Source organism: Novipirellula herctigrandis (assembly GCA_007859835.1).
GTDB classification, from domain to species: domain Bacteria; phylum Planctomycetota; class Planctomycetia; order Pirellulales; family Pirellulaceae; genus Novipirellula_A; species Novipirellula_A herctigrandis.
Genome location: SJPJ01000001.1, coordinates 2,301,525 through 2,317,111 on the forward strand (window position 1 = coordinate 2,301,525; position 15,587 = coordinate 2,317,111).

Consider the following 15,587-nt stretch of genomic DNA (forward strand, 5'->3'; position numbering starts at 1 on the left):
ATGAAAGGCACAACACGTTGCGTCGCTTCCTATCTGCTGCCTGCCTCTGAACCGGAGTGAGACGGATTCGGTCTTTTGATTCGGAATAGGCAAGAATGACTGCCATTTCCACCAGTTAGATTGGCTCCGGATGCGACGTAGAGGTGAGTGGGGTGCCCGTCCTGGACAAGCACCTGCGGACGCTCAAACTTCTTGCCACGCGGTACCTTGGCGTTGGCAAGAAGTTCTTTATCCAGATAGCGATGCATTTTATCGTAACCCAAAATTGGATCCGTGAAATGAATCCCGTTATCCGACTCCCAAAGGTAGCCCGTTCCTTTGTTGTTGTGCGTGGTTAACAGGTAAACCTTTCCGTTTTCCACAAACGCGTAGCCATCTTCGATCGTCGTCGAGTTGCTCGTCAATGGATCAGCAATAAATGCATAAGGCCCCTCGACCTGATCCGCAATCGCAACCCCCATGCGACGAACATCCCCCTTCTTCATCGCCTTGTAGTACAGAAAAAATCGGCCGTCCGGATGCTCCAAGAGTGCGGGATTGTTGACTCCAACCGTCGATTGATGGCTCCAGATGGAAGGGTCTGTCGGAGGGGCCAGGATCAGGCCATCGTCCCCGACCTTTTTCCAGGGGCCTTCGGGGCGATCGGCAATCATCATTCCGATCCGCTGCGAAGCAACTTGTTCACTTTTCACTCCGCCACCATTGGCGATGTAGGTGAGCACGTACCGGTCCCCTACCTTCTGTATGTTGGGATTGTGTGGCGACTGAAAATCCCATGCCCCTTCTTTCCCGCTCCCCCGCACCACCACTTCTTGGAACACAAAAGGGCCTTCTGGACTGTCACTCACATAACGGGCAATTTCAGAATGGGTTAACCAAGCCTTAAATTCTTGCTTCAACGGCCAACGCGCAAGGAAAAGGTGCGTTTTTCCAGACGGTCCCACCACCGGACTGGACCCCCACACATGATAGCCGGGATCTTCCACCGCAACGCCCACATATTCCAAGCGATCCGCCCATGAGCGATCCTCATGATCTTGCCCGGAAACCATAGCGGACTCGATGGCGACCAGCAGCCCCGCGATGAGAATCAGATTCATCCGAACAGTAATTTGTTGTTTCATTGCAATACTTAGTTGTTTAAAGGTTGCTTCTTATTGGCTTTCAGTTCAGCAATTTCTGGTTCAGGGAAATCGGCGATTTTGATCAACGTCGGTTCTTGGCGGTGTAGTGCTGATGGCCCGGCAAGCGTTCTGTTTTTTTGTTGAAACCAAACGCGTTGCGGTTCTGTTCCGTAACGGGGATCGCTTGGATCGTCAAATCCATTTGCTCAAGAGCGCGGCGACTGAAGGTGACCGTTTCGCCTTTTTTCAATGACACCTCATAGAATCCGTCATCGCGTTTCTTGACCATCAGCGGATTGGCGGCACCACCGTTAATACTAATCGCTGGCTCCGCGATGTCGGTGCGAACGACGCATGGCGATCCGATCAGACTTTCGATCGACACGAATTCCGTCTTGCCGTCTTTTCGTTTCGCGCTCACCAAAAACGCTCCTTGCGTTCGAAATTGATGAAAGGCGACGTCGGCCCACTTTTCGGGTGTTGCGGGGAAGACGCGAAGCTTGCCATCCCAACTTTGCAACAGCATGTCGTGGATGCAGGTCGCAAACGACAGCGGGCTTTCGATGACGGGATTGCCTTCGGCGTACATCGTTGTTGGCGACACGCGATCGTGCTGAATAAAGAAATCAAGATAATGATAAGCCTTCCCGGCATCACCCAACATCGCGTACATTGACGCTGCGCCAGTAGCGGTGTAGCCAGTGACCGGCATGGCTTTGACCTTGATGTCACTGTTGAAGGTCACGCTGAGCCAGTGATCCAGCGAGGTCCGCATGAGCTTCTTGCCCCTCGCAGTGTCAGGAGTCAGGACCGCCAGTGGATAAAACGGCAACAGGTGCGAGTAGTGTCGGTGGGGTTTATCGAACGGGATATCTTTGCCGACGCGCAGGCCGTTTTCATCAATCTGAAAATCAACAAGATGAGTGACGACATTTTCCCATTCCTTCACACGCGGATCGTTTAGGCCGTGTTCCTGATTGAGTTCAATCAGAGTTTGAAAGCACCATTTCATCAGCCCGATGGTGAAGTTAATATCCTGCCCGCGACCTCCTGGATACTCCGGCGACCAACTGTTCTTGATGTGGATGGTTCCGTCGCCCGAAGCCACCGGATTGTCGTTGAGATAATTCAAGTAGCTGTTTCCAACGCCGCGCAACTTGGGAAAGAGCCCGTCTTTCATTCGCTGGCGGTCACCGGCGAACTCACAGTGCAGCCAGTAGTCGTGAAGGATCCAACACAGCATGTCTGGCACACTCGCCCTCTGGCTTGCCACCAAGTCCTGTGGAAACAGCGTGGCCAAGCCAGCGCTGTCTTTCCAGTGTGCCGGAACGTTCTTGAAAAGCTGTGCCTCGTGTTTGTCAAACCAATTGCAGAGTGACGAGCCCACATCCAGCCGGTTGGCCGTCAGGTGCGTCCAGTACTGCAGTTCCACATTCAGATCGCCCCAAACCATCGGCCAGAACGTGTTGTGATACCAAGGCCCCATCAAATCCATGACAGGACCATTACCGCGCGTCGCCGACGCGAACTTATACATTTGAATCCAGTAGAACGCTTCCTTCTCGGGATCATTGATCGTCAGAAAGCTGAGCGGATAGTAATCGTGCCACCACTGCCTGTGCGAATCGAAGAAACAGTTCTCGGCAAGTCGCTCTTGAGCCTTGCTGAGATTTTGCTTCACGGTTTCCTTGCTGTTCCGCTCGGGGAAACTGTGGTGAATACTCGCCATTAAGACTTGCTTGCCATCGGAATCGCCGCTCACTTCCCAGCCCGTTGTGGTTTCGCCACGATGGTCATAGAGCGGTTGGAAGCAGAACTTTATTCCGTCGTCTTCGCTCAAGCTCGCGGCCGGTGGCATCGGCAGCGGTGCGACCCGCATTTTGTCCCAGATTCCACCTTTGGGGCCACCGCCTGAATCGAGTGTCGCACGCACAGGCGGCATCGGTTCATCGGGATGCCATGTGATCTGAATGGATTCACCGTCGGATGCATCGGTCTCAAAGTAAATCACATCATCCAAACTGTGCGACAGACCGCGAACGGTGAACGAACCCTTGTCCGTATGAACCGTCCCGGTGACTTCGGCGTCCCACAAGCTCAGTCGCAGGTCTGCAGATTCGATGTTGCCTTTCGACTCGAGCTGGAAACGCCCCAGCGGCAGACGGCCGCGATAGATCCAAAGGTGCTCGTTTCCTTCGTGCGGCAACCGGTGGTCGTAGTAGTCATGTCGACCGACATGAATGGAGATGACATTCTTGGCGTCCCGAACGGATTGATAAAGCAGGAAGCCGACATTGCCGTTGCCCGTGTAAGGAGCGACTTCCCAGCGATGGGGAACGCGATCCCAAGTCATGTCGATTTTCGAAAGAAATGACTCGTAGTCGACTTCGCATCGAACCTGGGGACTCGGAAGCGGAAGCGTCGATTCTGCTGAATGACTCGACCGTCGCGCTTCTTGCGAGGGTGTTTGGGCGTTTGCGATGCCGACCGTCACAAAGGCTGCAATAGCGATGCGAAGTAGCATTTGGCACAAGAGGTTCTTTTTCATGATGAGGTCGAGTTAGCGACGAGAGACGTATGGTTGTCGTGAAGGGTTCTGTCGATTTAACGTGGTAGCGAAAAACAATATTCAGGCGCAGTGCGTTAGCGGGCTGTTAATCCAGTGCTTCGTATACTGTATTTCGTTTAACCGGCAGCCGTAGGCGCACGCGACGGGCGGTAAGTACGCCTTCGGCTAACTGTTAAACGCTGTTAAACGAATAAATCAATAAGCCGCCAACACCCGATTCTTTCTTGGAGCCGTACGCTAGGGCGTGGCGGCTGATCTGCTTCGCTTGACGGCCTCATTGATTGCTTTCAGTTGTTGAAATTGAAAGGTGGCCAATGGAGCCTGCTTGTTTTTGAAATCCTCAAGAGCGACGGCCCAGGTGATGGATCCATTTGCTTGAACAATACGCATCGTCCAGTCCACGGCCTGCTGCGTCTCGAATGCTGGTTTTCCGGAGTTCCACGTTTTCTGCATGGGCGGAAAGAAATGTCCCAAAGAACCATTGATGTAGTTATTCTTCTCAATGAGTGTAATTGCCACCTCATTCCCTTCCCATGATGGACTGTGCTTTTTCATCGGTGTGGGATGGCCTGCAGTAAAGTCGGATTCTGGACAGGTCAGGAGCTTGGAGGATCCCCCCATGTTGAACGCCAGAACCGCCTCAGGATTTCCTGCACGAGCCGCCTTTTCCAACAGCTTGATTTCACCGTATTTCGCATGGTCAAACCACCACCCTGCTATCTTCGTGCCATAACGCAACGAATATTCTTTGACAATGATCTCAGCGACAGCTTGGTTCGGTGTCAGCTGGCAAGATTTGGCATATGACTTCCAATTGTCGATGACACCCGGCATGGCCTGGTCTGGATGTTTGCCCATCGTAGGGCCTTCCGTCGCAAAATAGACAATCACCTTGAAGCCTTGTTCGTTGAGTGCGCGGAGCGTTTCTCCAAACAGGTCACGCTGAGGGACGATGTTGGGCGAAACATGCTTTGCCAGTTCAGCGTGAGGCGAGGTGTAAAAAGAACCGTTCGCTCCTTGCGTGAGATTGATTTGGACCCATGCAGCCGTATCGAGAACCTTGATCTGATCCATCATCTTTTGCACATCAAACTCAACAAGCGATTTAGGCTGTCTCATGCCTGGCATGTTAAAGCGGAATCCCCATTGGCCTTCCATCCATGCGGCACGACGGTGCGTAAGTTCGTTTGTGCTCGTTACTTGTTGTGCGTGATTCCGTATATATTTTTGGTCACGACGGCCTAGCTTCTCGATCGGAACAGACACCGTTTTGCTGTTGTCTGTTCTGAGCAATTGGACGTTGTCGTTCTCGATACCCACGAGTTCTGCCTCGACAGAAAACTTTCCGTCTGCCGAATTCCAGACGCGAGGCTCGTCAGCGAATGCACTATCGGTCATGGCGCAAAACAGCGTCAAGTACGCGAACGGCGTTCGGTAGTACGGTGAGACAGTAGGTTTTCGCCACATCGCTATGTCCTATTCAACAGCAGAATTGGTAGTGATTGGTTTCCGGTAGTGAACGAAGTAACGAGTCTTGCGCCAAAAGGATTCGTAATCTCATCCACTACGACGACTGTTCGGGCGCCGTCCATTTATTCACTTTGCCAATTCCGTCACCAGCACCTGGCATCGTGCTCTGTGTTCTTTCAACACGGATTCGTATTCCGGGACGGTGGCCAGATTGTTCTGTTCTTTGGGATCTTTCTTGAGATCAAACAGCTCCTCGTAAATCGGCTGCTCGCCGCCCGTGGATGCCTTGGGCAAATACTTTTTGCGATCGTGTTCTCGCGAAAAGTAACGAATGTACTTCCAATTCTTCCCGCGGACCGCTTCCATCCGCGGATAGCCCTGATCGGTAAACAGGTTTTCGCAGAACACATCCTCGCGCCACGAAACCTCGCGGCCCTGAATCAGCGGCAGCAGGCTTTCGCCTTGATAGGTCGCTGGGACCGGCAATCCACACAACTCTAGAATCGTCGCTGGCACATCCTGCCCAACGACCAATTTGTCGATCGTTTTCCCTCGCTCATTCTTTTCAAAGTAAGGCGAGTAAAAGATCAGTGGAACGCGAATCGACTCTTCGTACAAGAACGTCTTGCCGCCCAGTCCATGTTCTCCCAGCAACAGCCCATGGTCCGAAATGAAAACCAGAATCGTGTTGCTGGCCAAATCCATTTCTGCGAGCGTTTGCCGCAAGTTGCCGACGAACCGATCAATCCCGGCGACCGCGCGGGCCATTTTGGTTTTCTTGTCGAGCAACCTCGGCGGATTCGTTGTCCGATAGTAGCCCATCAATTCGTCTTGCCGAAAAACATCGTCGGGCAACGGCACTTCGATATTCGGATACCCTTTGGGGAACACGAAGTCGTCTGCTTTGTCGCTGTAGAGCGACCGATACATCTCCGGGTCGGTCGACTTGGATCCCATCCCACCGATGCTGGCGGCGTGGGGTAAATTGAAATTGATGGACAGACAAAACGGCTTGTCCGAATGGCGTTGCCGCAAAAAGTCTTTCACCGATGAATCGGCGTTCTCAAAGAAATAGTCTTTGTCTTTGCCAGGGCGAATAAACGCGTCGGTCGCCTCAAACAGACCTTCAATTTGTGAACTGTGCTTCAAGTTTTGAAACTGTTTCCACTTCATCAGATCAAAACCCAGGTGCCCCGGTTTCATGTAGCAGAAATCCACGTTCTCTTTCATGTAACGATTTTGCTGCTTGATCTCACCAATATTGGTGTGGTGCTTGCCGATGTACCCGGTAAAGTAGCCCGCTCGTTTCAACTGCATCAGCCAGCTGTTGTCAAACAGTTCGGTGGGGATGAAATTCTTCGAGACATACGTGAAGCCAACCCGATTCTTTCGTTCCCACTGTCCGGTGAAGAAGTTAGCACGACTGGGACCGCAAATGGGGCTGGTGATCAACGCTTGATTGAAGAACACACCTTCGGCGGCCAACTGGTCAATGTTGGGCGTCTTGGTCACCGGATGCCCGGTCATGCTGAGCGAATCGAATCGCTGGTCATCCGTTTTGATGAAGATGACATTCGGTTTGGCAGAGGCATTGGGCTGATCCACTGGTTCTGCCTGGGCGATAGAGACAACGGGCAGCAGGCTGGCCAGCACCAAAACGATTTGAATTTTCATACTACATCTCTCATGAGTATCCTAGGCTTCGGGGAGCATCCTACCTGGACTTCTTCTACCTGGACTTCATCTTCCCTTTACCCTGCTTCGTTTCAATCACAGCCGGCAAGCCGTCATCTGGCTGATTGGAAAAGCGGAACGGATCATAGTGATCTCGCATCTCCTCCAGCAAAACCTGCTCCATTTCCTTGAGCCTCTGTGCATAGGCCGGATCGTCAGCCAGATCGGTTTGCTTCGGATTGGGCGTATACCCGGTGAATGCAATCACGTTCGGATCGTGGTGTTCAGGCAGCAATTCGTTGGGGTTCTCGGCCAGGTTGAAAAGCTGGGTTTCGCTCACGCCATCCTGGGTCGATTCATAGCGGATCAGTTTCCAGTCGCCTTTCTTGACACACCGCATTCCGGGCTTCGCGCCGCCGCAATAGGCACCGTAGAGCACATCGCGCACCGTATCCTTTTCCCCTTCGAGAATTGGCTTAAAGCTAATCCCTTCGCTGGTCTTCGGCGTTTCAATCCCGGCGAGATCACAAAGCGTTGCCAGCGCGTCGAGATGATAAATGTTCCCCAACGCCCGCGAGCCCGGTTTGATGCCTGGGCCTTTCACGATGTAGGGGACGCGGAAGGTGTGCTCGTAAAGATTTTGTTTGCCCTGCAGCCCGTGCCGTCCGATCGCCATCCCGTGGTCGGACGTGTAGAAGATATAGGTATTTTCCAGTTCGCCCAACTGCTTCAGCTTTTCCAAAACAGCACCGATTTGGATGTCGATATTTTCGCTGCAGGCATACTCTCGGCCGATCTCATTGCGAATAGTGCGTTCATCACGGTTGCTCCAAACCCCGCTGACGTTTACCTCGTCGCGAACCTTCATGTCCGTATTGTTGAACGGATGTCCGGGGAGATAGTTATGCGGAAGCTTTGGCTGATTTGGATTGGCCGGAGGGAGGCTGTTCTTGTTCCGATGATTCACCGCACCATATTTGGCCAGCAACTCGGGCTTCCCGTCCCGAACATCATGGGGGTGCGAAAACCCGTAATAGATTAGAAATGGATCCTGATCGTTGGACGTCTCACGCCCGTCGAGATAGTCAAGCACCTGCTTCGCGTGCCAACCGCTGCCGGTTTCATCGGTGCCGCCTCGTTTGGTCGAATCGTGTACGACGTTGAATTGCTTGTTCGCGTCAGCATAGCTGTTCCCCTGCTTGCAAGTCCGCATCGTGTCATAGCCTGCGGAATTAAATACCGCCGCCATGGTATGACTCGCTAGATTGGGTGGCACATGACCTGGATCTTTCTCAAGCGGATTGCGGCCGAATGTTGGTTTATCCGGAACATGCCATAGCGTGCGGCCGGACATGATCATATGGCGTGACGGAGTACATACGCCACCGCACCAGGCTCCCATTTGATGGGCTCCATCGATCACCATGCCCTCGGCCGCCAGACGGTCAATCACCGGAGTGTCCAACGACGAGTCCGGATCGTAGGTTTTCAGATCAAAAGGTGCTTGGTCATCGGCGACGATATACAGAATGTTGGGCCGCTTCGCAGCGACCTCTGCTCCAAAGAAACCGGTAGCCAACAAAGAAGCGAACCCCACCACTAACCAGGTTCGATATCGATTTGTTTTCATCACCCTTACCTCTCACTTTTCCACAGTTTAATTTCATCCATATCGTTCTTTGCCGCCGCACCGTCCGTGCTGCGACCACCCACCACATCCGCTTCCAACAGTTTCAGCAGACGTTTTGCCACTTCCGGGTGGCTTTCATAAAGGTTCGTTGTTTCGCTGGGGTCGTTTTCCAGATCGTACAGCTGAGCCTTGGGCGCATCTGCCGGGGCACTCTTTTCGTTTGGAGCTGACCATCCACCGGAAGCTTTGGCCAGGCACAGCTTCCACTTGCCCTGGCGATAGGCAAAGTGGCCACTAATCGAATGATGAATCACTCCGGAGCGGGTAGACACAATCGGTTTCCCCGACAACGCGGGCAGAAAGCTGACACTGTCTTCCGCACTTCCGGCCGGTAGCGGCGTCCCCGTCAGTTCGGCAAGTGTCGCTATCAAGTCGATGAGACAAATCAACTGGTCACTGTCGGTGCCCGCCGCAACGTTTCCCGGCCAGCGGACGATAAATGGAACGCGGTGCCCGCCGTCCCAGATATCGGCTTTGGAGCCGCGCATGTGGGCGCTGGCATAATGTCCGGCGGCCTCAAGTTCTTTCAATTTCGCCGCTTTGGAACAACCATTGTCGCTGCTGAAAATCACCAGGGTATTGTCGGTCAACCCGTTGTCTTCCAATGCCTGGACCATCGCTCCAAAAGCATCATCGGTCTGCATGACAAAATCCGCATACGGATTGATCCCGCTTTTCCCCTGCCACTCCTTCGTTGGCAAAATCGGGGTATGCGGCGAACCGAGTGGCACATAGAGAAAGAAGGGCTGGTCCGGAGTTTTCGCCCGCTCTTCGATATACTGCACAGCCTTTCGCTTCAGACGCGGCAACATGTTGATCTCGTCTTCATGAAGGATGACGGTATCGTTTTCGATGACCCCCTTCATGTCGCCCGCGTGGTGAAAGCCGTGGTAGTAATCAAAACCACGGCTGACCGGTCCGTCGGGGATGGTGCTGCCGACCGGAGCCAGCGTTTTCTTTCCTTTCCGCTTCACGGTTTTCCCGGTCGCCGGATCCTGATAGAGGAAATCCAAATGCCACTTTCCAATGATCGCGGTGTGATAGCCCTGGTCCTTCAGAAAGCTGGCCACGGTCGGACGATCGGCAGCAATCAGATTGGGAGCAAAACCCTGAACCACGCCACGCTGCAAACGGGTGCGCCAGCTGTAACGCCCAGTCATAAGACCGTAGCGAGTCGGCGTGCAGACCGATGACCCGGAGTGTGCATCGGTGAAGATCATCCCATCGGCGGCGAGCTTATCGATATTCGGCGTCGAGATTTTACCCCGCTCCGGGTTCAGGCACTGCACGTCGCCGTAGCCCAGATCATCACAAAGTACAAAAACAACATTCGGACGTTCCGCGTTAGCTGAGGCAGCCAGCGACAATACAGCCCAGGCCCCAACGACCAGCTGTCGAATCATGGATGCTTGGTTCATCAGTTCCATCGTTCAGTCTCTATTTTTTTGTTAGGTGTTGCTCGAGCCATAGGTGTCGTAGTGGATGAGGCAACGAATCCTTTCGCCGCAGGACTCGTAGCCCCGTCCACTACCGGGAAATCCAAATTCAGTCAGTTATACCGTCAATGAATTCGCTCGTCGCACGGTCATACGCCATGGCCGTTAATCAGTTGCGCGGGCGTGGAAGTCCCGTGTCTTTTCTCTCAGTTTCTCAAGTACCGCTGCGTATTCGGGATTGGAGATGAGGTTGTCCTGCTCATGCGGGTCTTCTTTCAGATCATAGAGTTCTTCAATCACCGGATCATGTTCAAAGTAGGCGAAGTACTTGTAGCGTTCCGTGCGCACGCCGCGGCTGCGATACGATCGCTTATTCGCAATGAGCTCTATGTTTTGAGCATCAGGGGTGACTCCCTTTTTTCGCCCTTTACCAAGAAGTTCCTGAATAAAGAAGTTTTCCATCAGCACGGTGTCACGCCATTTGGACAAGTCTTGCGTGCCTGCAAGCAATTGACCCAAGTCGCGTCCCTTCATACTTGGCGGAACTTCCAATCCGGCCAGAGAAAGAATTGTCGGAGCGATGTCGACCGAGGACACCATCGCGTCTACTCGGCTGCCGCGCCGCGACTTCGGGGCGCGGGGATCGAAAACAATCAGCGGCTGCTTCATCGCTTCATCGTAAAGAATCGCCTTGTCAAACAGCCCCTGCGAACCGTGGAAGCGACCATTGTCGCTGGTGTAAATCACGACGGTGTTTTCCAGCACGCCCATTTCCTTCAGCTTGTCCATCAATCGTTTGACTTGCTGGTCGACCGTGTACCCCTGCACGGCAAAACGACGAGTCCTTCGTTGATACTCTTGCGGTGTCGATGTTCGATCCCGATGCAGATAGACACCACGGGCATGATCTTTCAGCACCTGCGGCAGCTTTTCGTTTTCCCCTTCCACATAGTTTTTAGGAACCCACATCGGCTTGTCTTTAAAAAGTGCCACATGCGGACCATACATATCGCTGTCGCGATCGTTCTTGACGGCATCAAAACTGATCGAAAGACAGAAGGGCTGCCCCTCAGGTTGCGTCTCCAGAAAGTGAATCATCGAATCTCCCTTGATCAAAGTTCGCTCTTTAGGATCGCGGTCTTTTCGATAGATGTGCTGCAATTTTTTATCGTCCGCAGGAAAATGAGGCCCCTTCTTGCTGGTCGTGGAAATCCCCGTGTAAAAATCGAAGTGCTCAGCGACGGTCTGTGGCAGGTCTTCCAGCCGAACGCCAAACTTGCCCACGAAACCCGTACGATAACCCGCCGCTCGCAGTTGGGCCGGATAGCTGTCGGCAAACTCCTTTGCGGGCAGCGTGCGGTTATAGGGATAGGTAAATCCGCATTGATGATCCGAAAAGTAGCGTCCCGTAAACGTTGTGGTACGACTCGGCATGCAAATCGCCACCGCGTAGTAGGCATTGTCGAAAGCCACGCCACTGGCTGCGAGCTTGTCGATGTTGGGAGTGAGTACATCGGTCCGGCCATAACAACCAAACGTATCCCAACGCTGGTCGTCACTCATTACAAAGACGATATTGGGGCGATTGGCTTCACGCTTGGCAAGCTTGTCGTCTGCATTGGCCTGGCCCATCGCAAATGCGGTGTTGGCTGCGACCAACAACCCAAAAGCCAGCCCAGTTTTCCTCATGCTATTGTTCTTCATGTTTTCACATTCTACCTATTTGGATTCCGCAACCGCCTGCGCCGTCTCTGACGGATGGTTGGTGCGAGTCGATTTTTCCACATCAGGATAGCTGACCAGGAAATTATTCTCGTCGATCAGGTTAATCACATAGTGGGTTGTTCCAGCGGCCAACGTGGCTGAGCCCTTGTTTTCGGGCAACAATTTTGCTGGCGTACGAAACCACTCCTCCTGAAATTCTCCACCGTTGGATGTGTAGATCAACTGAGCCCGAATAACCTTCGCGCCATGTTCCTGATAGGTAAACTCAACAACATCGCCATCTTGTTTCAAAGAAAGGACTGTTGGAACCTTTTCCTTATTCGCTAGCGAATGTTTGCAGTGCGGGTTGAAATAGGGATAGCTGGCTCTCATCTCCGTCAACCTCTCGGTAAGCTCCGCGTTCATGGCCCGCGTTTTTTCCGGCATCGAAGCGGCGAGGTTTTTAGACTCTTCAATGTCTCCCCGAATCTGTTTGCCGTCCTTCGTTTCGTACAACCGGTAAAGCTCCAGCTCTGGAGCATCGTCTTTGTGGTCGTAGTTCCGAATGAGCTTGTAATCCCTGATGCGAATCGTGCTCTCCAACGCGATGCTGTTTGGGAAATGCCACAACATGGTATCACGGACTGAACCGTCGTCTTCTTTCACCAACTCCGGATCGGTGGGGTCGTTCTTCAGCAGCTCGGAAATGTCACAGCCGTCGAACTGTTTCCCTTCGGGTTTCTGCGTGCGAGTCCACGAAAGAATGGTGGGATAGAAATCGAGTCCGTTGATCATCACATCCGACTGCACACCGGCATCAATACCGGGGCCAACAATGATCAGCGGCACACGCGTGCCACCCTCCATGGCAGAAATCTTGCCACGATCAAGCGGGTAATTATCCGTGATATTGTCGCCGGGCATCCTTTCCATGCCGCCATTGTCGGAGGTAAAAATGATGTACGTGTTTTCGCTTAGCGTATGCCCCGGCCAACGCGGGTCTTGGGTGGTTTCCAGGGCCTGGAACAGTTTTCCAACGTAGTAGTCGAGTTCTTCCACCATCGCACAGTAAAAGGGATTGGTCTGGCCCTCGCCTTTCCACTGCTGCGGATTTTCCGGCAGTTCCACTCCGAGCTTGTCGCAGTATTTTTTCAGCAGCCGCTCGCTGCGCGTATGAATCGGTGCGTGGACAAGCTTGGTGGCATAGTACAGAAAAAACGGTTTGTCTTTGTGTTCATCCAAAAACGCGAGTGCGTCGATGCTGTTCTGGTGGGTTGCAAATCCATTGTCATCCAGGCGATATGGATCGTTAGGCTTGTCAGTTGCGAACCCGGTCAAGCGATGCGGCCGCATACGGGTGGTTGTTCCCGCGTTGCGTTGCGACCAATCGAAGCCTTGATCTTCCGGTTGCGGAAAAGCATTGTGCTTGATTGACATGTGCCACTTGCCACAGTGGCCGGTCGTGTAACCGTTGGTTTTCAGCGCCTCCGCGATTGTTACCGTTTCCGCTGACATGTGCCCGCGGTACCACGGCGGCATCATGCGGTGCTGTGTTTTATGATAGGGCGCGGGCGGCTTGCCGCCGACAACATGAGTAAGCTGAGCACGAGCCGGATGATCACCGCTCATGATCGCACTGCGGGTCGGGGCGCAGGTCGGGGCCGGCGAATAGGCCTGCCAGAACATGACGCCCTTTTCGGCCAACGCATCAATATTCGGCGTTTCCATCGGCGATGGTTCGTCAATGTCGTAACACTTCACATCCTGCCAACCCAGGTCATCGGTCAATAGCAACACCACGTTAGGTTGCGGACGCGTCTCCTCAGCAAAGAGGCACACCGATCCCAATATCACAAGAATGGAAACAGCGAATGGTCGTTTTCTGAATCGGCGCATTTGATTTCGCTCAGCAATTGTTTTCGCTACTCAAGCGGGTCTGGATTTGCGACTTAAGTGTAATCGACATCAGTCGCAAATGCAGTTCAGAATGCGACAGCGCACTAACGTTTTGCGACATCCATTTCATGCCGTTGCCATGTGGTGGGAGTTTCATTTGGCAAGAAAATCTGGGCAGAAAAATGCTCCGCCGCTTCCACCATTGACTTCCTCCTGCCTGTCTTTCCTCCGTTGCTTCCTTCACTTTGTTAATTCCGGAACCATCAGGAAACACGCATTCGCCTCCCTTGTCGCTTTAGAGCGACTGAAACATCTCTGTGTCGGTCGGCTACAAACGGGACGCGTTTTTGGTGATTCGCTAACTCGCGTGGTCGTGAACACCTCACGCAAAAGAAGCGGACGTAACTGGTCTGTGCTAGAAGACGCCAAGGTCTCGGAGTTCGCTCTTGTGTCCGTCGGTGATTCGCCTCCTGATTGCGAGCGGTTGCATCGACCGAAGCAGATTACGCTGTAGGCTAGCTCGCATCGGTGTATCGGACCGAATAGACAGCGAAAGGCCACTGATTTGTCACCACCACCCCTCTCTTTCACTGGGGATTTGTTCGCAGATTCGTCCCGAACACGACGTTTGGCGATCTTACCAACTCCGTCTCGACGAGAGGGCAAATACGAGGTTCCCCTAAAAAGCTCTTGGCAACATAATCCATACATCCCGAATGCGTTCGCTACATAGCCGGGATCATCGGACCGTGAAGCATGGCCTGATCGCTTCAATCGCTATGACCATTCACCATTCACCATTCACACTAGGCCGCCGGATCGCTTCGACGATCAGTGTCGCGATCTTTTTTCGTTGCTCTTCGCATAACGCCTGTGTCTCCCGTGTCGTGTCGAGAGTCGGTCTCGCCCGGTTGTTTTGCCCGGTTGTTTTGCCCGGTTGTTTTGCCCGGTTGTTTTGCCCGGTTGTTTTGCCCGGTTGTTTTGCCCGGTTGTTTTGACCAGTCACAGAGAGCAACGAATCCGGCGACGTCTGAAGCCGCTCGGGTAGAGAGTCGGAGACAAGTTCCGAACTTCTCGGGTTGGCGACCCGATCTCGCTGCCACCGCAGCACCGCACGCCCCAACAAACACGCCACCCGTGTCACCTGATCCGCCGGCAATACCGAATCCTGCATCGCGTCTCCCCTCCAAAACAAACCAAACTTAAAAAGCAAACTCAACGACGCCTGTCAGGGTTACTAATGCAAACGGCGCGAGCAGATTTCCGGAAAATGAGCAGACAGCCATGGTTTTGGGATTAGGCCAGAGGTCGAGACAATCGATCGGCGCTGAGATCTCCGCAGAGTTCCTCAGTAAGCGAGAAATCCAAGCATGCGAATCGCGCGTCGGTGTCCAAGACGGACGGCAGTTTGGGCATCTCGAAAAATGCCGAGGATGGTCCAACCTCCGCAAGTTGCGGTCGGCCAAACTTAGTTTCCTGAAGGGGACGTTCTCGCCTATGGGCTCGTTAATCTATCGGCTTGATGAGTTGCTACAGAGGGCCTCCAAGCCATTGGTATCTACACAAGTACCAAACTGGCTTAAGTCGTTACCAACTGAAAAAGTTAAATTGAAAGTTGTAAATTGTAAAATCGCCTCCGTCAGCCAGCTTATTCATTTTTTGAAGGTTAGCCTTGGCTGTCACGACTGACTTTCCAATGATGTTGCACAATTGGACGCATTCATCGAGAAGCGGCGTGATCCGATCATCAGATAGCCACTTCGCACCAATTGTCCCGCGATATGCCAGCCTTGCCGAGTGTCCCGCAACGCATCTACCAATTTCCCAATGGGTGCTGCAAAATCCAACAATCGGTCTTCCAGATCTTCACCGCGCTGATCCATCGATCTTCTCCACTGAAACGTTTCTAGATTTTCAAATTTACAATTGTCAATTTAGATTTTTCAATGACCTCGATTGCCCACGTAATCCTTTCCTGACTTGTGTAGATACCAATGCTCCAAGCAGACCCAACGCCAGCTGCA

The 15,587-nt window shown here is 53.0% G+C and carries 10 protein-coding genes; all 10 read right to left on the minus strand.

Annotated elements, in window-relative coordinates; translation table 11 throughout:
- Positions 1 to 29: 29 nt before the first annotated feature.
- A complete protein-coding gene (locus tag CA13_RS08275; protein ID WP_419194087.1) occupies positions 30 to 1,100 on the minus strand; it encodes a glycoside hydrolase family protein in 1,071 nt (356 codons plus the stop codon).
- 106 nt (positions 1,101 to 1,206) lie between these two features.
- Entirely contained in the window at positions 1,207 to 3,672 is a 2,466-nt protein-coding gene (locus tag CA13_RS08280) for a glycosyl hydrolase family 95 catalytic domain-containing protein (RefSeq protein WP_419194088.1), read from the minus strand.
- A gap of 258 nt (positions 3,673 to 3,930) precedes the next feature.
- Positions 3,931 to 5,160 carry an SHD1 domain-containing protein gene (locus CA13_RS08285; protein ID WP_146395443.1) on the minus strand — a complete coding sequence of 410 codons (1,230 nt, stop codon included), beginning with the start codon at positions 5,158 to 5,160 and terminating at the stop codon, positions 3,931 to 3,933.
- A gap of 129 nt (positions 5,161 to 5,289) precedes the next feature.
- A complete protein-coding gene (locus tag CA13_RS08290; RefSeq protein WP_146395445.1) occupies positions 5,290 to 6,837 on the minus strand; it encodes a sulfatase-like hydrolase/transferase in 1,548 nt (515 codons plus the stop codon).
- A gap of 55 nt (positions 6,838 to 6,892) precedes the next feature.
- Positions 6,893 to 8,467: a sulfatase family protein gene (locus CA13_RS08295; RefSeq protein ID WP_146395447.1), complete on the minus strand. Its 1,575-nt coding sequence runs from the start codon at positions 8,465 to 8,467 to the stop codon at positions 6,893 to 6,895.
- A 5-nt stretch (positions 8,468 to 8,472) separates the two neighbouring features.
- On the minus strand, positions 8,473 to 9,954 hold the full coding sequence (locus CA13_RS08300) for a sulfatase family protein (RefSeq protein ID WP_473087451.1): 1,482 nt from the start codon (positions 9,952 to 9,954) through the stop codon (positions 8,473 to 8,475).
- 174 nt (positions 9,955 to 10,128) lie between these two features.
- On the minus strand, positions 10,129 to 11,652 hold the full coding sequence (locus CA13_RS08305) for a sulfatase-like hydrolase/transferase (protein ID WP_419194089.1): 1,524 nt from the start codon (positions 11,650 to 11,652) through the stop codon (positions 10,129 to 10,131).
- 30 nt (positions 11,653 to 11,682) lie between these two features.
- Entirely contained in the window at positions 11,683 to 13,563 is a 1,881-nt protein-coding gene (locus CA13_RS08310; protein WP_146395449.1) for a sulfatase, read from the minus strand.
- A 787-nt stretch (positions 13,564 to 14,350) separates the two neighbouring features.
- Positions 14,351 to 14,737, minus strand: a complete 387-nt coding sequence (locus CA13_RS08315; RefSeq protein ID WP_146395451.1) for a hypothetical protein — start codon at positions 14,735 to 14,737, stop codon at positions 14,351 to 14,353.
- 505 nt (positions 14,738 to 15,242) lie between these two features.
- Complete coding sequence (locus CA13_RS08320; protein ID WP_419194090.1) at positions 15,243 to 15,446, minus strand: hypothetical protein; 204 nt, start codon at positions 15,444 to 15,446, stop codon at positions 15,243 to 15,245.
- Between the last annotated feature and the right edge of the window lie 141 nt (positions 15,447 to 15,587).

Bases quoted from the DNA above. Each gene is read 5' to 3' on its own strand.
- CA13_RS08290 (WP_146395445.1), bottom strand. From the start codon at position 6,837: ATGAAAATTCAAATCGTTTTGGTGCTGGCCAGCCTGCTGCCCGTTGTC.
- CA13_RS08280 (WP_419194088.1), bottom strand. From the start codon at position 3,672: ATGAAAAAGAACCTCTTGTGCCAAATGCTACTTCGCATCGCTATTGCA.
- CA13_RS08315 (WP_146395451.1), bottom strand. From the start codon at position 14,737: ATGCAGGATTCGGTATTGCCGGCGGATCAGGTGACACGGGTGGCGTGT.
- CA13_RS08305 (WP_419194089.1), bottom strand. From the start codon at position 11,652: ATGAGGAAAACTGGGCTGGCTTTTGGGTTGTTGGTCGCAGCCAACACC.
- CA13_RS08300 (WP_473087451.1), bottom strand. From the start codon at position 9,954: ATGGAACTGATGAACCAAGCATCCATGATTCGACAGCTGGTCGTTGGG.
- CA13_RS08320 (WP_419194090.1), bottom strand. From the start codon at position 15,446: ATGGATCAGCGCGGTGAAGATCTGGAAGACCGATTGTTGGATTTTGCA.
- CA13_RS08310 (WP_146395449.1), bottom strand. From the start codon at position 13,563: ATGCGCCGATTCAGAAAACGACCATTCGCTGTTTCCATTCTTGTGATA.
- CA13_RS08275 (WP_419194087.1), bottom strand. From the start codon at position 1,100: ATGAATCTGATTCTCATCGCGGGGCTGCTGGTCGCCATCGAGTCCGCT.
- CA13_RS08295 (WP_146395447.1), bottom strand. From the start codon at position 8,467: ATGAAAACAAATCGATATCGAACCTGGTTAGTGGTGGGGTTCGCTTCT.
- CA13_RS08285 (WP_146395443.1), bottom strand. From the start codon at position 5,160: ATGTGGCGAAAACCTACTGTCTCACCGTACTACCGAACGCCGTTCGCG.